Source organism: Kitasatospora sp. NPDC018058 (assembly GCF_044327205.1).
Classification (GTDB): domain Bacteria; phylum Actinomycetota; class Actinomycetes; order Streptomycetales; family Streptomycetaceae; genus Kitasatospora.
Map to the genome: position 1 here is coordinate 254,027 of NZ_JBIRFA010000005.1, position 19,285 is coordinate 273,311.

Annotated in this window: 21 protein-coding genes; 12 read left to right on the forward strand and 9 right to left on the reverse strand. The window is 72.7% G+C overall.

Translation table 11 applies throughout. The annotated features are described in order from the left end of the window. Positions 1-164: 164 nt before the first annotated feature. Both ACH4E7_RS09565 and ACH4E7_RS09570 read right to left on the reverse strand, forming a co-directional pair. Positions 165-1,250, reverse strand: a complete 1,086-nt coding sequence (locus tag ACH4E7_RS09565) for a hypothetical protein (protein WP_396248425.1) — start codon at positions 1,248-1,250, stop codon at positions 165-167. An 88-nt stretch (positions 1,251-1,338) separates the two neighbouring features. After that, positions 1,339-3,186: a threonine/serine exporter family protein gene (locus tag ACH4E7_RS09570; protein WP_396248426.1), complete on the reverse strand. Its 1,848-nt coding sequence runs from the start codon at positions 3,184-3,186 to the stop codon at positions 1,339-1,341. A gap of 99 nt (positions 3,187-3,285) precedes the next feature. On the opposite strand from ACH4E7_RS09570, the gene ACH4E7_RS09575 reads away from it, so the two are divergent. Further along, positions 3,286-3,453: a hypothetical protein gene (locus tag ACH4E7_RS09575; protein ID WP_396248427.1), complete on the forward strand. Its 168-nt coding sequence runs from the start codon at positions 3,286-3,288 to the stop codon at positions 3,451-3,453. A gap of 34 nt (positions 3,454-3,487) precedes the next feature. Here ACH4E7_RS09575 and ACH4E7_RS09580 read toward each other — a convergent pair whose 3' ends face one another. Beyond that, complete coding sequence (locus tag ACH4E7_RS09580; RefSeq protein WP_396248428.1) at positions 3,488-5,851, reverse strand: hypothetical protein; 2,364 nt, start codon at positions 5,849-5,851, stop codon at positions 3,488-3,490. Between the two features lie 70 nt (positions 5,852-5,921). Further along, positions 5,922-7,826: an ATP-binding protein gene (locus ACH4E7_RS09585; RefSeq protein ID WP_396248429.1), complete on the reverse strand. Its 1,905-nt coding sequence runs from the start codon at positions 7,824-7,826 to the stop codon at positions 5,922-5,924. A gap of 261 nt (positions 7,827-8,087) precedes the next feature. Between ACH4E7_RS09585 and ACH4E7_RS09590 the strand changes: the two genes are divergently transcribed. Then, on the forward strand, positions 8,088-8,399 hold the full coding sequence (locus tag ACH4E7_RS09590) for a hypothetical protein (RefSeq protein WP_396248430.1): 312 nt from the start codon (positions 8,088-8,090) through the stop codon (positions 8,397-8,399). Positions 8,400-8,504: 105 nt separating this feature from the next. On the opposite strand, the gene ACH4E7_RS09595 is transcribed toward ACH4E7_RS09590, so the two are convergent. After that, on the reverse strand, positions 8,505-9,653 hold the full coding sequence (locus ACH4E7_RS09595; protein ID WP_396248431.1) for a TetR/AcrR family transcriptional regulator: 1,149 nt from the start codon (positions 9,651-9,653) through the stop codon (positions 8,505-8,507). Positions 9,654-9,852: 199 nt separating this feature from the next. On the opposite strand from ACH4E7_RS09595, the gene ACH4E7_RS09600 reads away from it, so the two are divergent. Beyond that, positions 9,853-11,010 carry an acyl-CoA dehydrogenase family protein gene (locus ACH4E7_RS09600; protein WP_396248432.1) on the forward strand — a complete coding sequence of 386 codons (1,158 nt, stop codon included), beginning with the start codon at positions 9,853-9,855 and terminating at the stop codon, positions 11,008-11,010. Between the two features lie 111 nt (positions 11,011-11,121). On the opposite strand, the gene ACH4E7_RS09605 is transcribed toward ACH4E7_RS09600, so the two are convergent. Next, on the reverse strand, positions 11,122-11,388 hold the full coding sequence (locus tag ACH4E7_RS09605; protein WP_396248434.1) for a hypothetical protein: 267 nt from the start codon (positions 11,386-11,388) through the stop codon (positions 11,122-11,124). Positions 11,389-11,509: 121 nt separating this feature from the next. On the opposite strand from ACH4E7_RS09605, the gene ACH4E7_RS09610 reads away from it, so the two are divergent. Beyond that, the gene (locus ACH4E7_RS09610) at positions 11,510-11,827 is read left to right on the forward strand and encodes a cupin (RefSeq protein WP_393028074.1); all 318 of its coding nucleotides are present in this window, start codon (positions 11,510-11,512) and stop codon (positions 11,825-11,827) included. Positions 11,828-11,882: 55 nt separating this feature from the next. Here ACH4E7_RS09610 and ACH4E7_RS09615 read toward each other — a convergent pair whose 3' ends face one another. Next, positions 11,883-12,473: a TetR/AcrR family transcriptional regulator gene (locus tag ACH4E7_RS09615; protein ID WP_396248435.1), complete on the reverse strand. Its 591-nt coding sequence runs from the start codon at positions 12,471-12,473 to the stop codon at positions 11,883-11,885. Between the two features lie 110 nt (positions 12,474-12,583). Here ACH4E7_RS09615 and ACH4E7_RS09620 point away from each other — a divergent pair, with 110 nt between their 5' ends. From ACH4E7_RS09620 to ACH4E7_RS09645, 6 genes are all read left to right on the forward strand, one after another. Beyond that, positions 12,584-14,140: an MFS transporter gene (locus ACH4E7_RS09620; protein WP_396248436.1), complete on the forward strand. Its 1,557-nt coding sequence runs from the start codon at positions 12,584-12,586 to the stop codon at positions 14,138-14,140. 191 nt (positions 14,141-14,331) lie between these two features. Then, positions 14,332-14,967, forward strand: a complete 636-nt coding sequence (locus tag ACH4E7_RS09625) for a class I SAM-dependent DNA methyltransferase (protein WP_396248437.1) — start codon at positions 14,332-14,334, stop codon at positions 14,965-14,967. A 115-nt stretch (positions 14,968-15,082) separates the two neighbouring features. Continuing rightward, positions 15,083-15,652, forward strand: coding sequence for a methyltransferase family protein (locus ACH4E7_RS09630; protein ID WP_396248438.1), 570 nt, complete (start codon positions 15,083-15,085; stop codon positions 15,650-15,652). Between the two features lie 208 nt (positions 15,653-15,860). Continuing rightward, on the forward strand, positions 15,861-16,142 hold the full coding sequence (gene tatA, locus ACH4E7_RS09635; RefSeq protein ID WP_380608557.1) for a Sec-independent protein translocase subunit TatA: 282 nt from the start codon (positions 15,861-15,863) through the stop codon (positions 16,140-16,142). A gap of 27 nt (positions 16,143-16,169) precedes the next feature. Next, the gene (locus ACH4E7_RS09640; RefSeq protein WP_396248439.1) at positions 16,170-16,562 is read left to right on the forward strand and encodes a hypothetical protein; all 393 of its coding nucleotides are present in this window, start codon (positions 16,170-16,172) and stop codon (positions 16,560-16,562) included. A gap of 51 nt (positions 16,563-16,613) precedes the next feature. Beyond that, complete coding sequence (locus tag ACH4E7_RS09645; RefSeq protein ID WP_396248440.1) at positions 16,614-17,138, forward strand: potassium channel family protein; 525 nt, start codon at positions 16,614-16,616, stop codon at positions 17,136-17,138. 150 nt (positions 17,139-17,288) lie between these two features. Here the strand turns inward: ACH4E7_RS09645 and ACH4E7_RS09650 are convergent, their stop codons facing one another. Next, positions 17,289-17,549: a hypothetical protein gene (locus ACH4E7_RS09650; protein ID WP_396248441.1), complete on the reverse strand. Its 261-nt coding sequence runs from the start codon at positions 17,547-17,549 to the stop codon at positions 17,289-17,291. Further along, entirely contained in the window at positions 17,549-17,914 is a 366-nt protein-coding gene (locus ACH4E7_RS09655; RefSeq protein ID WP_396248442.1) for an ATP-binding protein, read from the reverse strand. Before ACH4E7_RS09655 ends, ACH4E7_RS09650 begins: the two co-directional genes overlap by 1 nt. A gap of 266 nt (positions 17,915-18,180) precedes the next feature. Between ACH4E7_RS09655 and ACH4E7_RS09660 the strand changes: the two genes are divergently transcribed. Together ACH4E7_RS09660 and ACH4E7_RS09665 are read left to right on the forward strand one after the other, a co-directional pair. Beyond that, positions 18,181-19,044: a helix-turn-helix domain-containing protein gene (locus tag ACH4E7_RS09660; RefSeq protein WP_396248443.1), complete on the forward strand. Its 864-nt coding sequence runs from the start codon at positions 18,181-18,183 to the stop codon at positions 19,042-19,044. Next, positions 19,037-19,228 (forward strand): DUF397 domain-containing protein, encoded by a 192-nt coding sequence (locus tag ACH4E7_RS09665; RefSeq protein WP_396248444.1) that lies wholly within the window; start codon positions 19,037-19,039, stop codon positions 19,226-19,228. The genes ACH4E7_RS09660 and ACH4E7_RS09665 overlap by 8 nt, the downstream gene beginning before the upstream one ends. The last annotated feature ends 57 nt before the right edge of the window (positions 19,229-19,285 follow it).

The window sequence follows — 19,285 nt, forward strand, 5'->3', positions numbered from 1 at the left end:
GACGAATCATCCCATCATGCGACAGAACGGTCATTCGCCCATCATGTTCTCAATTCAGCCGCTTTTCACATCTCAGACGCGCCCCGCCGGCCGGGTGACCATCCGATGATCCGACCATGCGTCAACTCTGGTCGGGTGCACGCAGGGCGTGCCGGGCGTACGGACTACCGGTGGATCCCATAGGTGCGCGTCCGCAGGTGGGGGTGGCGCTGAGGCCGGCGCTGCTGCCCGGTCGCACCGAGCCCGTACGTCCGGTTGCGCCCGGCCCGGACCGCACGACGACGCTGCTGTGCCCCGCGGGAGCGGCCCGGGCCGCTCCCGGAGGCGCCCTCGCCGGGCTGCGCCTGCGCCGTGAGCGGGTGCGTCACCGCCCTGGTGGCGGCCGCCGAGCGCCGGTCGACCAGCCGGGCCTGACGGCGGGCCAGCGCCCGGGCGGCGTGCGCGTCGAGGTGGGCGCTGGCCCGGGCGGCCATCCGCTCGGCGACCCGGTGGGCGGCCGGGTGGTTGGCGGACACCTTGTCCGGAGCACCGGCGATCAGGTCGAAGAGCCAGGTGCGGGCCCGGTCGGCGCGCCGGTGCAGCAGGCGCTCACGCCGGAGCGCACGTGCCCGGCGCCGGGAGCGCGGCTTGTACCGCCAGCGGGCCCACGGGCTGCTCGGACGGGCCAGCCGGATCGCACCGATCCAGGACAGGCCGGGGACCATGATCCCGAGCAGGCCGGTCCACACCTTGCCCTTGAGCAGGGTGATCACCGAGGCCAGCGCGTTCACCGAGATCACCGTGATCAGACCCCACCTGGTCTCCTCGCCGGGCAGGGCGCCGAACGGCACGTACCCGATCAGCAGCAGGGCGGTGAACAGGATGCCGAAGATCACCGCGTCCACCGACTTGCGGCCCTGCTCGCTCCAGTACACGTCGTCCAGGTGCAGGATCAACGCGAACTCGTCCAGCACCAGGCCGCAGCCGATGCCGAAGACCAGCCCGAACACTTCGATCCACGGGCTCCCGCCGTAGGTGGCGAACACCCCGATGCCGCCGACCAGCAGGAAGCCCAGGCCGAACACCATGTGGTGGATGTGCAGGCCGCCCGGGGTGACGTTGCCCGGCCACCAGCGCACCTGGGCGCGGATCATCCGCACGCTGAACCGGATGAAGACGAAGGAGGTGATGAAACCGACCAGCAGCAGGAACAGCGGTTGCTTGTGCGCGTTGAGGATGTGCTCGCGGTAGCCGTCCAGCAGTGTGGTCATGGGTCTTACCTTCGTTCCTGGTCCTTCGTCCTGCCTGCCGTGACATGGCCCGGGGCCCAAGAGGCGTCCACCACGGGTCAACGCGCGGTCAGAACCCTCGGGTGCGCTTGGCCGCCCGGCGCGGCATCGCCGGGTAGAGCGAGGGGAGCTCGGCGCCGACCGGCAGCTTCAGGAACAGCCGGGCTATCTCCCCACCGAGGTTCACCCCGACCGCCAGCGCCATCGCGATCGCCGCCGCCCGGAAGACCGACACCAGACCGGTGCTGGAGTGCCCCTGGGCGAAGGCGAGCATCCCGAGGTAGAGCGCCGAACCCGGCATCAGCGGGCCGATCGCGGCGGTCACGTACGGCAGCGCCGAGCCGTTGCGGGAACGCGCCATCAGCTGGCCGAAGAGGCCGACCAGGCCGGCCGCCACCCCGGTCGCGGCGATCGGGTTGACGCCCGCGTTGTAGACCAGCGCGCCGTAGCTGGCCCAGCCGATGCCGCTGTTGACCGTGACCAGGGCGAGGGTGCGGCGGTCGGTCTGCAGCAGCATCGCGAAGGCCAGGGTCAGCAGCATCGCGGCGACCATCTGGACCGGCGGGTAGCTGATGCCCGCCAGGCTCTCGTCCGGCTTCAGCTTCGCCTCGAAGCCGACGCCCAGGTAGAGGATCACCATCACGCCGATCACGATGCCCGCGACCAGGTAGATCACTTCCAGCAGACGGGCCGCGGCGGTGATGTAGAAACCGGTCAGGCCGTCCTGGACGGCGGCCACCAGGGCGCGCCCGGGCAGCAGGGCGAACAGGCCGCCGGTGATCACGACCGAGCCGCGCAGGCCCCAGTCGTTGAAGGACAGGATGATGCCCGAGGCGGCGGCCGGCATCGCGGCCGCCACGAACTGGTAGAACTCCGGCAGCCGGCGGCGGGCCAGCGCGGAGGCCAGCCGGTCGCCGAGGACGGCCGCGACGAAGGCGCTGGCGAAGACCAGCCAGGCCTTGTCGTCGATCCGCCCGCCGACCAGAAAGGTCGCCGCTCCGGCCAGCAGACCGGTGGTCAGGGAGAGCAGCCAGGCCGGGTACGGGTGCCGGTTGCGGCGGATCAGGGCCAGCCGGCGGTAGGCGTCGTTGACCGTCACCTTCTCCGCGGTGATGTCCGCGACCAGCTCGTACACCGCGTTCAGCCGGGTGTAGTCGGAGGTCCGGCGACGCACCACGCGGTCGGCGGTGACCGGCGGCTCGACCAGCGAGGGCTGGTGCGAGATGCCGATCAAGGTGAAGGTCACCTGCGGCTCGCAGCGGTCCAGCCGGTAGGCGTGCGCGATGCCCAGCATCGCCGCCTCGACGTCCTCGGCGGCCTCGCCACTGGCCAGCAGCAGCTCGCCGATGCGCAGCGTCAGGTCGAGGATGCGGGGCACGTTGCGGGCGGTGCCCGCGGAGGGGTGCAGTTCGCGGGCGGTCCGCTCGAAGGCGGGGCGCTCGGACATCGGGGTGCGCAGCAGGGTGCGCATCCGGTCCGGCCACGGCGCCTCGCCGGGGGCGCCGGGGGTGAGCTCGGGGATCGGGATGCCGGTGGGCGGGGTGTAGCCGGCCGCGCGCCACTCCTCGGGGGTGAGGGTGTCCTCGGCGACCGAGCGGCGGCGGGCCGGGCGCCCCTCCTCGGGGCGGGGCTCCCGGGGGCGCACCTCGACGGTGAGGTCGGGGTGCGGCTCCGGGGTCGGCTCGACGCGCGGCTCCGGGGTCGGCTCCGGGGTCAGCAGGCCCTTGGTCTCCGGGATGGGCGGGACGAGCGGGACGACGGTGGTGGGCTCGACGGTCGGGGCGGGGTGGCCGAGCAGGCCCTCGGTGGGCGGTGCGTCGGCGGGGTGCACCGGCTTCGGCGGCGCCTGCCTCGCCTGACGGACCGCCCGGCCTCCCCTCGCCCGCTTGCCCGCACCCGGTCGGCCCCGCTTAGGCACTTCCGCTCCTTGCCGCCCCTGGTGGCCTCCGGCCACCGTTCGATCTCGGGTTACACCTTGCCTGATCGAACAGTGTGACGCACATGTACGCGACGTCCCGTGGCCTGCGCCTTGATCGCCTACCCGGCGCGGTGGCGGGTGGTGGTCGCCGTGCCGGAACGGCGGGACCTGGTCCCCGGCGACCACGGCCAGCACGGTCAGCGCGCGGACCAGCCGGAGGGTGCGGGGCACGGACGCCGGGAACGCCCCGGCCCCGGCAGTCGGTGACCGCCGGGGCCAGGGCGCCTGGGAGAGCGGGGGCTCAGAGCCCGTAGCGCTCGATGATCTCCGCGTGCCGGCCGAGGTCCGCCTCCGCCGCCTCGGCCAGGTCGAGCCAGGCGAGCGGGTGCTCCCAGCCGGCGGTGAGCCGGTGCATCAGCGCGTCGGCCTCCTCGGCCGCGGCGGTCGGCGGCACCCCGAGCGCGGCGTAGATGCCGGGCAGCGTCTCCTCCTCGCCCTCGTCCGCCGGGTCGTGGACGCGGTACTGCTCCCCGCTGTACGCCCAGACCGCGTAACCGGTCTCCTGCAAGTCGTCGCGCAGCGCGGCCCAGGCCTCGTCGCCGGGCCAGGCGCCGTCGATCCAGTAGGTGGTGTAGCCGGCCGGATCGAGCGGGGTCAGCAGCTCGAACACCGGGCGCCAGCGCTCCCGCTCCTGTGCCGGGGCGTCCTCCGCCGGCGGGCCCTCCAACAGGACGGGCGCGAACACCACCACGTCGCCGTGGTTGAGCGTCAGGTCGTCGCCCAGCACCGGCAGGATCCGGGCGGTGGCCGGGCCGGTCCGGATCGCGGGGAGGTCGGCCGTCGCACCGTTGGTGCGGGTGGCGCGGACGGTGACGAGCTGCCACTCCTCGTCCACCGGGCCCTCGGGCTCGTCGAACTCGATGCCGAGCCGCGCACCGGTGGAACGGACCACGGCCCAGTCCCGGTTGGCGGTGGCCGCGGTGATCAGGTGCCAGAGGTCGGGCTCCTGGACCGTCCGGTGCACCTCCTCCTCCGAGGCCTCCTCCGCCGGCAGGGCGTGCTCCAGCAGGTCCTGGTAGAGCCGCTGCGCGGTGGCGTGCTCGCCCAGCCGGGTCGCGGCGGCGGCGGCCAGCCGGCGGGTGTTGATCCGGCTCGCCTCCAGCGCGAGGATCGCCTCGCAGTGCTCCAGCACGTCGGTCCAGCGGCTCTCGGCGGCGGCCCAGCGGGCGCGGATCCAGTGCCCGTCGGCCGGGCGGGTCGCGGCCAGCCGGTCGGCGAGGCGGCGCACGCCCTCGGCGTCCGCGGCCTCGATCAGGGCCTGGCCGAGGGTGCCGATCAGCTCCTCGTTGCCGGGGTCTGCGTCCAGTCGCCGCCACAGCAGGTCGGCGGCGGGCCGGGCATGGCCGAGGCCGCCGAGCACCGCGGCCAGCAGCAGGGCCAGTTCGGTGGCGCCCGCCTGCTCACCCTGGTACCGGTCCAGGGCGACGGAGAGCAGGTCGGCGCCGGTCTCGTAGGGCATCTGGGCCTCGGCCAGGTGCGCCGTCAGTTCGCCGGGCGGCACCGGCAGCTCGGGCACCGGCAGCGCCTCGGCGGCCTCGCGCAGGGCGGCGACCTCCTCGGCCACGCCGTCGGTGCGCAGCAACCGGGTGAGCTTACGTTCCCCGGTCGCGGCGAGCGTGATCGCCACCGTACGGGCGCCGCGGGCGAGCGCCAGCCGACCCGCCGCCAGCAGCAGGTCCACGCACGGGCGGTGAGAGCCGGTGCCGTCCAGGTAGCCGACCCAGCCGGCCAGCACGGCGCCCAGCTCGACGTCGTTCTCCCAGGCACCGGCCGCGACCAGCAGCTCGACCGTCTCCGTCCAGGCCCGGCGCAGGTCGGCGTGGCGCTCGGCGGCCTCGCGGGCGGGCAGCAGGGCGAGCGCCTCGTCGATCCGGCCGAGCGAGGCCAGCGCGCGGGCCCTCAGCAGGCCGCCCCAGAGCCGGTCGCTCTCGTCGAGCTCGCGGCCCCGGGCGCGCTCGGCCTGCTCGGCGGTGTCGACCAGCGCGAGCACCTCCTCGTGCCGGCCCAGCCGGTGCAGGGCGCCGGCCCGGGCATGGTGGAAGTGCAGCGAGAGCCGCTGGCCGGCGGCCTGTATTCGGGTGGCCGCGGTGTCCAGGTGGCTGAGCGCCTCGGCCGGGCGGCCGTCGTCCTCCAGCGCGTCGGCGTACTCGCGGGAGAGGCAGTCGAAGCAGGCGCGAGCGGGTTCGATCCGCTCCAGCGTCTCGCCGAGCACCTCCAGCCGCTGCGGCACGTAGCCGGGGCCGTCGACCCGGGCGTGGCAGATCGCGAAGTCCTGCACCACGCAGACCGACTGCGGGCAGCCGGCCGTCTCCTCGCGGTGGGCGAACTCCAGCAGGTCGACCGCCTCGGGCAGGGCCTGCTCGCCCTGGTGGCGCTTGTTCAGCAGGTTCTGCATCCGCCAGTGCCGCAGGTAGACCTCGACCCAGGGCAGGCCGAGCGCCCGGGCGGCCGCCAGCGCCTCCGGGTAGACCGCGTCCAGTTGCTCGTTGCGGCCCTCGTTGGCGTGGCCGGGGAGCTCGTAGACGGCGTCGGCCAGTCGCCGGTGGCCGGCCTCGGCCAACTGGCGGTGGGTGTCGTGGACCCAGGCCCAGATGTCGGTGGTCATGATCGCGCCCCCTGCGTCGTGCTGATCGGTTGTCTATCGCGAGCCACTGACAATCCGCCGGTCGCGGCCGTCACGCCTCCTCCGAGAGCGCCCCGAGGCTGTCCGGGACGGACGGCAGGCCGGTCGGGACGGCGGCGGTCAGGGCGGAGACCGCCGTGCCGATGCCGGCCAGCGCGGCGCCGAGGTCCCCCTCGGAGGGGCCGGCCGAGGCGGAGGCCATGATCACCTTGACCGAGCGGAGCAGCCCGGCCGCGGTGGCACTGCCGGTGTGCCCGGTGCGGTAGGCGGTGAGCAGCTCCTGGACGGCCGGGCAGGCCAGGTTGAGGTAGAGCCGGGCCTTGACCCCGCCGTCGGTGCGGGCGGTGAACGCCCGGGCCAGCCGCAGCGCGGCGGACGGGATCCGGGCGTCGGCCTGGTCGCCCTCGATCAGCGCCTTCCGCTCGGCCTCGCGGTCCGGCACCAGGACGAGCGGCAGGCCGGGCGGGTCGAAGCGGGCCGGGACGAGCTGCTCGCCCGGGTCGGCGAGGGCGCCGGCCAGCCAGGCCGACTCCTCCGGCGGCAGCGGGCGCTCCGGGTCGCGGAAGAGTTCGCGGTTGCCCTGCTCGCTGCCCAGCTCGACCAGCCGGCAGCCGCGCAGCTGGGCGTAGCGGCGCAGGAACGGCAGGACGGCGTAGCGGTCGCCGCGGGCGATCGGCACCTGCATCGCCCGGTAGAGCATCTCCTCGAAGCCGCCGCCGCTGCCGAGCGCGACGTGCACCGCTCCCCCGCCGGCCGCGCGCAGCCCGCCTGCGGTGAGGTCGCCCTGTGAGGTGGGCACCGGGACGTCGTCGGCGAGCAGGGTGAACAGCCGCTCGTCGCAGAGCGCGGCGCCGAGCAGGTCCTGGCCGTGCCGGGTGAGGATGCGGCGCCAGGCGGCGGGCCGCAGCCGGGCCGTCTCGTACAGGCCGTCCACGATGGCGTCGGTGAGGGCCTTCTGCAGCGCGCGGTAGTGCTCGTCGCGCTGGAGGTCCTCGCGGCTGGCGGTGGGGGTGAGCCGGTTGGACTCGACCACGCCGCCGATGAACCCGGCCCAGCTGGGCAGCAGGTCGCGGGCGTCCTCGGCGAGCAGCATGCCGCGCAGGTAGACCGCGAGGTCGCGGTTGTCGCTGCTGCCGTAGGTGCCGCCGTCCTGGACCCAGAGCAGGCCGACGGCGTCGGTGGCGTCCTCGACAGGGTCGAAGGGGAAGGCGGTGAGCGGCTCGAAGCGACGCCCGAAGGCGGTGGCGAAGCGCATCCGGGCGGCGTGCTGGTCACCGTCGATCGTCTGCCGCCAGGGCACCTGGACGGAGTTGACGGGCTCGGTGTCCTCGCCGACGTAGACCGGGATCGGCAGCAACACGCAGTAGCGGCCGAGGACTTCGCGCAGGGCGTGCTCGTCGGCGAGGTGGGCGTGCTCGGTCTTGAGCGCCAGCTCGACCACGGTGCCCGGCTGCGGCCGGGCCGGGACCGGCTCGACCTGGTACTGCTCGCCGCCGCGGCTGCGGTAGCGGTGGCCGAGTCCCGGTTCGCGGTGCGAGGTGGTGGTGACGGTGACCTCGTCGGCGACCGAGAAGGCGGACAGGAAGCCCAGGCCGAAGGCGCCGATCAGCTCCTGGTTGCCGGTCAGTTCGCGCAGCATCCGGGTGTAGCCGGTGCCGACGGTGGCGAGGTAGGAGTGGATCTCGGGCTCGGTGAGGCCGGCCCCGGTGTCCTCGATGGCGACGGTCCGCCGCTCGGTGTCGGCGCGCACCCGGATCAGCCGGCGGTGGTCGCCCTCCGGGTCCTCCAGGAGCCGGCGGGTGTGCGAGTCGTGGGCGTTCTGGACGAGTTCGCGCAGGGCGACCAGCGGGGTGGAGTAGAGGTGGGTGGCGAGGACGTTCACCAGGCCGCCGAGATCGACCTCGGTGGTGCGCAGGTCCTCGGCGGGGGTGGGCTCGGTCGGGGCACCTTCAGACATGAGTCCCCAGTGTGCCAGTGCGACAATCCGGCGACCATTTCTTTCTTCCTGACGAAATGACGGACAGACGACGAGCTGATGACGCATTGCGGTCAACTACGAATTGACCGATCCCCCACTATCGGGGGAAATGCCACCCGTTTGATGGAGTTCGTCCACGTCGCTGGTGAATGCTGATCGTGCGACGTCAGGCAACGGCGCCACGGAGCGGCCACTCCGGTATCGCGCCACATCTCGCACTTCCAGCTCAGGGAGACCAGCGTGTCCCGTATTCGCGCAGCCGCCGCCGTCACCGCCCTCGGGGCGTTCCTCCTCGTCGGTGTCGGTGCCGCCACCGCGCACGCCGACGACAACGCCGGCGCGATCGACCACTCCAACAGCAGCGTCGTGAGCAACGTCGGCTCCAACAACATCATCGGCACCGTCCACGGCAACGTGGTCAACACCCAGCAGACGGCCACCGGCTCGGGTGCGAGCAACCAGAACAACGGCCTCGCCGTGGCCGGCAACGGCGGGAACGTCGGCGCCCTGCAGGGCAACGGGAACGTCGACGCCCGGGTCTTCCACCCGTAGGCCCTCCACTGGGCCGACACGGACGGATAGGCCGACACGGACGGACCGAACGGGCCGGGTGCCCGCCCCGCGCGGACGGGGCGGGCACCCGGCCCGACCCGTGCGTCAGGACAGTCCCAGCACCGCCCGGCCGAGGCGCAGCAGGCAGTCGCCGAGGTCCGGCCGGGCGCTGTGCGGACGGTTCCGCACCCCGTCGTTGACCAGCGCGAACAGCGCGTGCACCCGGATCCGGGCGTCCACCGCGTCGAAGGCGGGGCGCACCTGCCGCAGCAGCTCGACCCAGGTGCGCAGGAAGTCCCGGCGGAAGTCCACCGCGGCCCGCCGGTCCGGCGGGGCCAGCCGCTCGGTCTCGCTGAGCATCGCGCCCAGGTAGTCGCCGTTGCGCAGCGCGAAGTCGACGTACGCGCCGAGCCCGGCCGCCAGCGCCTCCTCCGGCCCGGTGGCGGCCGCGATGGCGCCCTCCACCTCGTGCCGGAGCCGCTCGCGGCTGCGTACCAGGGAGGCGGCGAGCAGGTGCGCCTTGCTGTCGAAGTGCCGGTACACGCTGGGGCCGGATATGCCGACCGCGGCCCCGAGTTGGTCGGTGCTGACGTTGTCGAAGCCACGCTGGTGGAACAACCGGACGGCCGCCGCGAGCAGCTCCTCCCGGCGGGCCCCGGGCCTCGGCTCCGGCCCGGGGACGGCCTCGGGGCCGGCGGCCGTACCGTCCAGGGACACCGCGAGGACGGCCGCGACCGTCTCGCGCAGCAGCGCCTCGGCCCGGCGGGGCTGCGGCGCGGCCGACTGGTAGGACAGCCCGGAGCAGGCCGAGAGCGCCGCCCAGCAGAGCAACTCGGCGTCGGCGCCGACCAGTTCGGGGCGCTCCGCGCGCAGCACGGCGGTCATCAGGGCGACGTCGGTACGGAGTTCGCGCCGCAGCGCCGCCCGGCGGGCCGGCGGCAGCAGCCGGGCGTCGCGCTGCACCAGGGTGCCGAGCGGGCGGTGGCCGACCGCCACCGCGGCCAGCGCGGCGCCGAGTCCGGCGGTGGTGCCGGCCGCGCGCAGGCCGTCGGCGAGCGCGTCCAGGCCCAGCCGGACGGCGCGGTCGAGCAGTTCGGGCTTGCCGCGGAAGTGCCGGTAGAGCGCGGGCGCGGTGATGCCGACCCCGGCGGCGAGCTCGGTCATCGAGACCTGGTGGTAGCCGCTGCGGTGGAAGCGGTCGGCGGCCACGGCGAGGATCTGGGCGCGCCGGCCGGGCGACCGTCGGACCACCATGGCGGCACCTCCCTCGCGGACTCCTCTGAACGCCGTCCGAAGGCTAGCAAGGATTCACTTGGCAGCCCCGGCGGCCGGGATTCACAGGCCGGTCGACTCTGGACAGCCGAAGCTACCGAAGATTAACTTGTGGGGCCACCACCTGGGCCGTTCCGCCTTGGCCGGTCCGCCGGCCGGCACCGTCGAAGGGAGCGCCGCTGTGCGCCGCACCGTGTTCAACGAGGACCACGAGGCCTTCCGGGAGACCATCCGGGACTTCATCGCCAACGAGGTCGTCCCGGTCTACGAGAGCTGGGAGACCGACGGCCACCCGCCGCGCGACTTCTACCGCAAGCTCGGCGAACTCGGCGTCTACGGCATCGAGGTGCCGGAGGAGTACGGCGGCGCGGGCGAGAGCGGCTTCAAGTACCAGGCGGTGATCGCCGAGGAGACCGCCCGGGCGGGCGTGAGCTTCGGCTCCTCCGGCGTGCACACCGGACTGGTGCTGCCGTACCTGCTGGAGTACGCGAACGAGGAGCAGAAGCAGCGCTGGCTGCCCGGCTTCGTCTCCGGCGACATCATGACCGCGATCGCGATGACCGAGCCGGGCGCCGGCTCCGACCTTGCGGGCATCACCACCACCGCGCGGCTCTCCGAGGACGGCACCCACTACGTCCTGAACGGCGCGAAGACCTTCATCACCGGCGGTGTGCTGGCCGACCTGGTCCTGGTGGTCTGCCGCACCGCGCCGTACGACCCGGAGAACCGCCGCGCCGGCCTGTCCATCCTCTGCGTGGACACCACGTCGGCGGGCTACACCGTCGGCCGCAAGCTGCAGAAGATCGGCCTTCGCACCTCGGACACCGCCGAGTTGGCGTTCAGCGACGTCAAGGTGCCGGTGGAGAACCTGCTCGGCGAGGAGGGCAGGGCCTTCTCCTACCTGACCCACAACCTGGTGCAGGAGCGTCTCGCGATCGCCGTGGGCGCCTACGCGGCGGCCGCGGCGGCGGTGCGCTTCGCGGTGCGGTACGTCAAGGACCGCAAGGTGTTCGGCAAGGCGGTGGCCGAGTTCCAGAACACCAAGTTCACCCTGGCCGACTGCGAGTCCCAGGTGATGGCGCAGCAGTCGATGGTGGACCGCGCACTGGAGCTGTACCAGAACGGCGAGTTGAGCGTCGCGGACGCGGCCGCCGCGAAGCTCTTCTGCACCGAGTCGGCCTCCGTCGTCATCGACAAGTGCCTTCAGCTGCACGGTGGTTACGGCTACATCCTGGAGTACCCGATCGCCCGGCTCTACACCGACAACCGGGTGTTCCGGATCTACGGCGGTACCAGCGAGGTCATGCGCAGCATCGTCGCCAAGTCGATGGGGTTGTAGGCGCGTTGTAGGAACCCGGGGAAAGTTCCAAGCTGCGGCGGGCCGTGCCCCCATGACGGCCCGCCGCGCCCGTCTCCGTACGGGCCGATGCGCTCGACCGGGCGGGTGCGCTCAGTTGGGTGAGCTGTGCTCCGCGCGCCAGGCCTCCCAGCCTGCCGAGGAGGCCACCTTGGCCTCGTGCAGGGCCCGATGGGCGAGTGCGGTCGGCGTGGTGTCCAGGCTACGCAGCCAGTTGCGGCCGGCGGTGAGCAGTGCCACGCACACCATCGCCGTCCCGGCCGCGCCGAGCGCCGAGCCGATACCGGTGAGCACCACGCCGCCGGTCAGCATCGACCGGTTGACCTGGAACCCGTTGGAGATTCTCTGGTTGGTCGCCATACCTCCACGATGGGGGCAATCGGCGGGGGCTGCACCTCGGGTGCCCCGCTCCGGGCCCCTCCGGGTGCGGTTCGCCAGCGCGTCCGCGACCCTGGCTACGGGGTGAGGAGGAGGCGGCGCGATGCCCGATCTCGAACAGCTCGCCGTGGAGCACGCGGCGCTGGCGGCCGAGAGCCCGCACGGGCGCAGCGCCCACCTGGTGCTGCACGACGGCGTGCTGCGGCAGACCGTGATCGCGCTGACCGCCGGAACCGCGCTGGACGAGCACACCCCGCCCACCGCCGGCAGCGTCCAGGTGCTACGCGGCCGGGTGTCGCTGACCATCGCCGGGCGGCGGACGGAACTGTCCGTCGGCGAGCTGGAGCCCGTCCCGCAGGAGCGGCACGGGCTGCTCGCCCACGTCGACTCGGTGGTACTGCTGACGGCCGTCACCGCGTGACGGCCGTCAGCGCGACAGCGGTCAGGGCGTAACGGCCGCCAGGGCGTAACGGCCGTCAGGGCTTGGCGGCGCCCAGCACACTGCCGCTGACCAGCCGCAGGCCGCGCAGGAACTCCTGACCGCTGGGCACCAGTTCGGGCGCGGCCAGCCACTGGGCGAGGTACCCGGCCAGCAGGACCTGGTAGAAGGCGCCGCGGGCGAGCTCCTCCTCGGTGTCCGGCACCTCGGGCAGCCCCTGGAACAACGCCGCGAGGCCGAGCCGGCCCTCCTTCTGCGCCTCCGCGAGCGCGGCCGCCAGCTCGGGCTCGTGCCCGGCCAGGGCGAGCGCCTCGAACTGGGCCGCCCAGAGGCCCCGATGTTCGACGAAGACGCCCTTGAGCCCCTCCCAGGCGGCGGCGAAGCGCTCCTCCGGATCGTCGGAGGTGCCGTTGGCGGCGACGACCACCTCGCCCATGCCCTGCCCCAGCTCGCCGATCGCCTCGATCATCGCGGCGTTGAGCAGGGCATCCTTCGAGCCGAAGTGGTAGCCGATCGCGGCCAGGCTGACGCCCGAGGCGGTCGCGATGTCGCGGGCCGTGGTGCGCCCGTAGCCCTTCTCGTACAGGCAGCGCTTGGCGCCGGCCATCAGGTCTTCGCGGTTTCCCATGCCCTTGATCCTACGGAAGGGCTGCACAGATGTCTTGCACGAATGTCTTGCACGATCGACTTGCACATTCGTACTAGACAAGCGTCTGACACGTCCGTACTGTCTTTTCCATGACCGCAACCACCGGCCGCGCAGGCCGTCGCGAATGGATCGGCCTGGCCGTCCTCCTGCTCCCGACGCTCGTCCTGTCCATGGACATGGGCGTGCTGTTCTTCGCCGTCCCGTACATCTCCACCACGCTGGCGCCGAGCGGCACCCAGCAGCTGTGGATCATGGACATGTACTCGTTCCTGCTGGCCGGGTTGCTCATCACCATGGGCGCGCTGGGCGACCGGATCGGCCGCCGCCGGCTGCTGATGATCGGCGCCGCCGGCTTCACCGGCGCCTCGCTGCTGGCCGCCTGGTCCGGCAGCGCCGAGCAGCTGATCGCCGCCCGCGCCGTGCTCGGCGCCGCCGGGGCCACCGTGATGCCCTCGACCCTCGCGCTGATCCGCAACATGTTCCACGACCCCAAGCAGCGGCAGATCGCCCTCGGCGCCTGGGGCGGCATGCTCACCGCCGGGGCCACCCTCGGCCCGGTCGCGGGCGGCCTGCTGCTCGACCACTTCTGGTGGGGCTCTGCCTTCCTACTCGCCGTCCCGGTGATGGCCCTGGTGCTGCTGACCGCGCCCGTCCTGCTGCCCGAGTACCGCACCGCCACCCGCAGCGGCCGCTTCGACCTGCCCGGCGCCGCGCTCTCGCTCGCCGCGATCCTGCCGCTGGTCTACGGGATCAAGACCCTCGCCGTGGACGGCTGGAGCACGCTGCCCGCACTCGCCGTCGTCGCCGGGCTGCTGCTGGCCGGTGCGTTCGTCCAGCGCCAGCGCACCGCCGCCAACCCATTGATCGACCTGAGCCTGTTCCGGATCCGCACCTTCAGCGGGGCGATCAGCGTCAACACCGTCGCGATGTTCGCGATGATGGGCTTCGCCCTCTTCACCTCGCAGTACCTGCAGCTGGTCAAGGGCATGAGCCCGTTCACCGCCTCGCTCTGGTCGCTGGTGCCGAGCGTCGGCGTCGGCGCGGCGATCGGGGTCACCTCCGCACTGGCCGGCAAGGTCCGCCCGGCGACGCTGATGGGCGGCGGCTTCCTGGTCGGCGCGGCCGGCTTCGCGATGATGACCCAGGTCGGCGCCCACTCCCCGCTGGCGCTCATCCTCACGGCAGCGGGCGTGCTGGCCGCCGGGACGGTCGGGACCATGACGATGACCGCCGAGATGGTCGTCTCCGCCGCCCCGGTCGAGCAGGCCGGCGCCGCCTCCGCCACCTCCGAGACCGCCGTCGAACTCGGCAGCTCGCTCGGCATCGCCCTGCTCGGCGCGGCCGGCGCCGCGGTCTACCGCCACCAGCTGGACGGCGCCCTCCCGGCGGGCGTCGGCGGCCAGGCCGCCGACGCGGCCCAGGACACCCTCGGCGGCGCGGTCTCCGTCGCGGCCCACCTGCCCGGACAGCTCAGCGCGGACCTGCTGGAGACCGCCCGCACCGCCTTCACCGACGGCCTCCACGTCGCCGCCGTCGTCGGCCTCCTGTTCGCCCTCGGCGCGGCCCTCCTGGCCTACCGCCTCCTGCGCCACCTCCCGGCGGCCACCCCGGCCCCCGAACCCGAGGCCGCTGCCGCTGCCGCCTGACCCACCCGTCGGCCGCGATCCACGCGAGTCATCGAGAGCCCCCGCCCACCCCGGGCGGGGGCTCTCCGCCGTCCGCGGGAGACGGGTGGGGGCGGAGCGGCGCCGGGTGGGCTGGACGCGGGGGCGGGAGCGGGCGGGCGGGGTGCGGAAAGGCCCGGTACGGGGGAGGGTGGGCGTGCCAGGGTGGGGGCATGGTGACGGGTCACGGGCGGGTGCGCGGTAGTTACGACGTGGTGGCGGAGGAGTACCTGGGGCGGATCGGGGGTGAGTTGGCGTCCAAGGTGGTGGACCGGGCGCTGCTCGGGGTGATCGTGGAGGAGGCGGCCGGCGGGACGGTCGCCGACCTGGGGTGCGGGCCGGGGCACGTGACGGGGTGGTTGGTCGGCCAGGGGGCCGCGGTGGTGGGGGTCGACCTCTCGCCGAAGATGGTCGAGCTGGCCCGGCGGGAGCAGCCGAAGGCCGAGTTCCGCACCGGCGACCTGCTGGCGCTGCCGGCCGCCGACGGGGAGTTCGCGGCCGCCGTGGCGCTGTACTCGGTGATCCACCTGGAGCCGGAGGAGCTGCTGCCCGCCTTCGTCGAGATGCGGCGGGTGCTGCGGCCCGGCGGGGTGCTGCTGGTCTCCTTCCACCTGGGTGACGAGGTGCGGCGGATGACGCAGTGGTGGGGCCGTCAGGTCGACGTGGACTTCCACTTCCTGCGGACCGACGCGGTCGCCGCCCGCCTCGCCGAGGCCGGGTTCGCCGTCGAGGCGCGGCTGGAGCGGGAGGGCCTGCCCGAGGAGGCGCCCACCCGGCGCGGCTACCTGCTGGCCCGGCGCCCGGAGTGACCGGCCGGTGACCGTCCACCCGGGGGTGGACGCCCCGGCGTCCACCCCCGGGTGCGTGTCGCGGCGGGCCGGCCCAGGGACCGTGGAGGGGTGACCACGACCGTCAGGAGCCGCCATGTCCCTGCCGTCCCTCCTCTCCCTGCTCGGCCTCGTCTGCTGGGTCGGCTACGAGCTGCTGCTGCGCCACCGCGAGGACGCCGCCACCGGCAGCTGGCACGCGGACGACCGCGACCGCGGCTCAACCCGGCTGCTGATCGGCTGCTACCTCGCGTCCGCCCTGGTCGTGGCGCTGTTCAGTCGCGCCTCGATCGGCGAACCGCCCACCTGGGCCCGCTGGTTCGGGGTCGCCCTGGCCGCCACCGGGCTGACGCTGCGGGCCTGGGGCATGCGGACCCTGGGCCGGTACTACACCCGCACCCTGCGGACCGTGGACACCCAGCACGTCGTCCGCGACGGCCCGTACCGGCTGATCCGCCATCCCGGTTACGCGGGCAGCCTGCTGGTCTGGAGCGGCTACGCGCTCGGTACGGCGGGCTGGGTGGCGGCACCGGTGGTCACCGCGCTGCTGCTCGGCGCGTACGGCTGGCGGATCGCCGCCGAGGAGCGGCTGCTGCTCTCGGCCTTCGGACCGGCGTACGCGGAGTACCGTGGGGTGTCGAAGCGCCTGGTGCCGTTCGTCTACTGATCGCACCGGCGCCCGTACGGGTGTGGGTCAGGACACCGGCCGCCTGGGAAAGCCCCCACCCGCACGCACGGTCCGATTGGGCAGCACCTGGTTTTTGGCCAGCGTTTCCCGGCCGGTGTATCCGTTCGCCGTCAGGTCCAGGCATACTGGCGAGCATGGGCGCTAGCGCCCCCCGTGACTCTAGACAAGAAGGGACCGGTGGCCAGGGATGCTGCGGAACGGTCTTGAGCCCTGGCACATCTTCGTGGTGCTGGCGGTCGTCATCCTGCTGTTCGGGTCGAAGAAGCTGCCGGAGATGGCCCGCGGCCTCGGCAAGTCGATGCGCATTCTGAAGGCGGAGACCAAGGCGATGCGCGAGGAGGACCCCTCGGCGGAGGCCGGCACCGCCCAGAGCACGGCTGCCCCGCAGCAGCCCGCCGACCGTCCGGCCGTCACGCCGACCAACGTGACCAAGGCCACCGAGGCGAAGCGCCCCGAGACGACCGCCTGAGTCGCACGAGCTCCCGTTGAGCCCCCGGTGGACCCCACCGGGGGCTCAACGCCGTTCCGGGGTCCTTGTCCGACCCCCGGGCTGGGCTACCTGCTGCTGGCGGGCCGCCGGGGGGAGCTGACGGCGCCTGACCGGGCGGTCGGCGCGGGCGCGCTGCTGCTCGCGGCGCTCGGCGGGCGGCGGGCGGCGCTGTTCGGCGGCGTGCCGGTGCTGCTGGCCGGGTACATCCGCTCCGCCGAACGGGTGAGGCGGGCGGCCCAGGAGCGCGCCCGGGAGACCGAACGCACCCGGCCCTCGCCGAATGGGGAGCCCGGATGGGCGAGCGCACCGCGATCGCCCGCGAACTGCACGACATGGTCGCCGGACAGCCCCAACCGGGTGCGGCTGGCGGTGTTGGCGATCCAGCAGGGGCTGGCCTGATCGGAGTAGTCGGACGGGCGGGGCGGGTGCTGGTGGGGAAGGCTTGGCGGGATGTCCGAGAACCCCCCTCCCCCGCCTGCCGACCTACGGGCCTGGGCCTGGTTGCTGGTCGCGTGCACGCTGCTGATGGTCGGGTACTTCACGCTGCCGCTGAGGTGGTTCGGCGACCGCCGACCGGTGCTGAGCTGGTCGGCCTTCGTGGGAGCGTTGGGTGGGTTGAGCTGGCTGATGCTGGCCAAGATGATCGGGGTGATGCGGGGGACCGCGAAGCGGCCGGTGCCCTGGCTGGCCTTCCTGATCTTCCTGGCGGTGATCATCTTCTCGACGACGTACTACGCGATGAGCTCCCACAAGCCCGAGTTCGCGGGGCTGGAGACGCGGTTGGACGCGCTGTACTTCACGATCGTGACGCTGGCGACGGTGGGGTACGGGGACATCACGCCGGTGGGGCAGACGGCACGGCTCATCGTGGTGCTGCAGATCGGGTACAACTTCGTGTTCCTCGCGGCGGCGGCCGGGACGGCGTCCCGGGCGATCCGCGGAAACGTGGAGCGGCGGGTTCGGCGGCAGGACTGAATCCGGCACGGCGGGCCTGTGCACGCGACCCGCCGCACATCCGGCTCGGTCAGCTGTCCTCGTCGGGCGGGGTCGCGCGGAGGGCCGTGATGACGCCCAGGGCGACGGTCGCGATCGCGAGCGCGAGGAGGACGGCGAAGGCCGTGGCGATCAGGAACCGCACGGGGCGTCCCAGTCGCGTTCGGCGTCGAGGAGGAGGGAGAGGAGGTTGAGGAGGGTCGAGGCGGGCGCCGTGTTGAAGCGGACCAGGACGCGGCCGTCGATGGTCTTGTCGGTGTCGGCGGAGGGCCAGATGAGGCCGAACTTCTTTCCGCGCTCCTGGACTTCGGCGAGGAGGGTGCGGATGTGGTCGTCGGTGTAGTGCCGGATCCGGGGGTCGGTCGGCTTCATGGGGTGGCGGCGGATGGACATCAGGCCGCGTCCAGCTCGCACTCGAACCAGACGCGCTTGCCGCGCTCCTGGGGGTCCACGCCCCAGCGGCTGGTGAGACCCGCGACGAGCTGGAGGCCCCGGCCGGACTCCGAGAGGAGGTCGGGGATTCGCTGGTCGGGCAGCACCGGGCTCTCGTCGGAGACGGAGACCCGGAGGACCTTGCCGAGGAAGAGGATCTCGATGATCGGCGCGGGGGTGTTGCCGTGCCGCCAGGCGTTCACGAGCAGCTCGCAGAGGGCGAGTTCGGCGTCGAAGGTGGCGGAGGGGTGCCAGCCGGCGCGGATCATCGCGCCGCGGAGGGACTGGCGGGTGAGGGCGAACGAGGGCGTGTTGAGGTGACGCATGGGAGAGCTCCCGGGCGTGGTGTGAGGTGGAGAACCGGCGGATCCGTCGCCGTGAACTAGGCCAGGCAGATGGGCATGACTGCTCTGCGGTGCGACGGATAGGCGTTACTGACGATCCGTCGGATCGACGTGACATTGACCATAGCGGACAGCGCCTGAGTTTTGAGGAGTGCGCCTAAAAATTCGCTCTATCGTGGAAACGGCCCAGATGGACCTGCGCACCGCCAGCGCGGCACACTGGCCCCAGCACCGGCAGAGAGGACGCCATGCCCCTTCGCTCCAACCCGACTCTCCGTCAGCGTCGACTCGGCACTGAGCTGCGGAGAATGCGGGAGCAAGCCGGCCTCGGCGGCAGCGAACTCGCCCGCACTCTCGGAATCAGTCCTGGACAGATGACGCAGATGGAGAAGGCGAAGATCGGAGTCAGCCCCGAGCGCCTGCGGACCGTCGCTTCTGCATGCAACTGCGCCAACCAGCCGCTGATCAACGCCCTTGTCAACATGGCTTCGGAGCGCGAGAAAGGCTGGTGGGAGAAGTATCGCGGTACTCTGACTATCGACTTCCTTGAGGTCGCAGAGCTTGAAAGCCGTGCCACGCGGCTGACCATCTGCACGACCACCTTCGCGCCCGGCCTGCTTCAGACCAGTGACTACGCCTCGGCCGTGTTCGACCGAATCTTTCCTCCGCTGCCGCCACAGGACATCGCTACCAGAACAGCCTTCCGAATCAAGCGGCAAGAGGTCGTCCGCTCCGGCGCGATCCCCCTCCAAGTGTTTGTCCACGAGGCTGCCTTGCGGATGCAGTTCGGCGGCCCCAAGGTCCTCGCCGGTCAGCTCAGCTCGCTCCTCGATGACTCCGAGCAGCCTGGCATCTCAGTCCGCGTCGTACCCTTCGCCGTCGACACCTTTCCGGGGTCCGGCGAGAACCTCACCTTCGCCGAAGGGCCCGTCGCTGAGCTGGACACCATCCAGATGGACGTAACCCAAGGCGCACTCTTCTTCGACTCCCCGGCAGACTTGGCCAAGCACCGAGCGATCTTCTCTCGTCTGGACTCCAAGGCACTCTCCGAAGAAGGATCACGTGAGTTCATTCGATCCGTCATGGAGGATGTGAAGAAGACGTATGAGTAGGTCACAGTGGCAGAAGTCCAGCTTCAGCGCCGCGAACAACGAATGCGTGGAGGTCCGCGCGATCGACGGCCTGATCGAACTCCGCGAGTCCGACGAAGGCGAAACCATCCTCCGCACCACCCGCACCACCTTCGCCACCCTCCTCCACGGCCTCAAAGCCGGCGAGTTCGACCACCACGCCTGACAGGGAGATGCCCGGTGCCGCGCGGCACCGGGCATCTCCTCAACCTCTGCACGTCAG

Bases quoted from the DNA above. Each gene is read 5' to 3' on its own strand.
- ACH4E7_RS09565 (WP_396248425.1), bottom strand. From the start codon at position 1,250: ATGACCACACTGCTGGACGGCTACCGCGAGCACATCCTCAACGCGCAC.
- ACH4E7_RS09580 (WP_396248428.1), bottom strand. From the start codon at position 5,851: ATGACCACCGACATCTGGGCCTGGGTCCACGACACCCACCGCCAGTTG.
- ACH4E7_RS09585 (WP_396248429.1), bottom strand. From the start codon at position 7,826: ATGTCTGAAGGTGCCCCGACCGAGCCCACCCCCGCCGAGGACCTGCGC.
- ACH4E7_RS09595 (WP_396248431.1), bottom strand. From the start codon at position 9,653: ATGGTGGTCCGACGGTCGCCCGGCCGGCGCGCCCAGATCCTCGCCGTG.
- ACH4E7_RS09605 (WP_396248434.1), bottom strand. From the start codon at position 11,388: ATGGCGACCAACCAGAGAATCTCCAACGGGTTCCAGGTCAACCGGTCG.
- ACH4E7_RS09610 (WP_393028074.1), top strand. From the start codon at position 11,510: ATGCCCGATCTCGAACAGCTCGCCGTGGAGCACGCGGCGCTGGCGGCC.
- ACH4E7_RS09615 (WP_396248435.1), bottom strand. From the start codon at position 12,473: ATGGGAAACCGCGAAGACCTGATGGCCGGCGCCAAGCGCTGCCTGTAC.
- ACH4E7_RS09620 (WP_396248436.1), top strand. From the start codon at position 12,584: ATGACCGCAACCACCGGCCGCGCAGGCCGTCGCGAATGGATCGGCCTG.
- ACH4E7_RS09625 (WP_396248437.1), top strand. From the start codon at position 14,332: ATGGTGACGGGTCACGGGCGGGTGCGCGGTAGTTACGACGTGGTGGCG.
- ACH4E7_RS09630 (WP_396248438.1), top strand. From the start codon at position 15,083: ATGTCCCTGCCGTCCCTCCTCTCCCTGCTCGGCCTCGTCTGCTGGGTC.
- tatA (WP_380608557.1), top strand. From the start codon at position 15,861: ATGCTGCGGAACGGTCTTGAGCCCTGGCACATCTTCGTGGTGCTGGCG.
- ACH4E7_RS09645 (WP_396248440.1), top strand. From the start codon at position 16,614: ATGTCCGAGAACCCCCCTCCCCCGCCTGCCGACCTACGGGCCTGGGCC.
- ACH4E7_RS09650 (WP_396248441.1), bottom strand. From the start codon at position 17,549: ATGTCCATCCGCCGCCACCCCATGAAGCCGACCGACCCCCGGATCCGG.
- ACH4E7_RS09655 (WP_396248442.1), bottom strand. From the start codon at position 17,914: ATGCGTCACCTCAACACGCCCTCGTTCGCCCTCACCCGCCAGTCCCTC.
- ACH4E7_RS09660 (WP_396248443.1), top strand. From the start codon at position 18,181: ATGCCCCTTCGCTCCAACCCGACTCTCCGTCAGCGTCGACTCGGCACT.
- ACH4E7_RS09665 (WP_396248444.1), top strand. From the start codon at position 19,037: ATGAGTAGGTCACAGTGGCAGAAGTCCAGCTTCAGCGCCGCGAACAAC.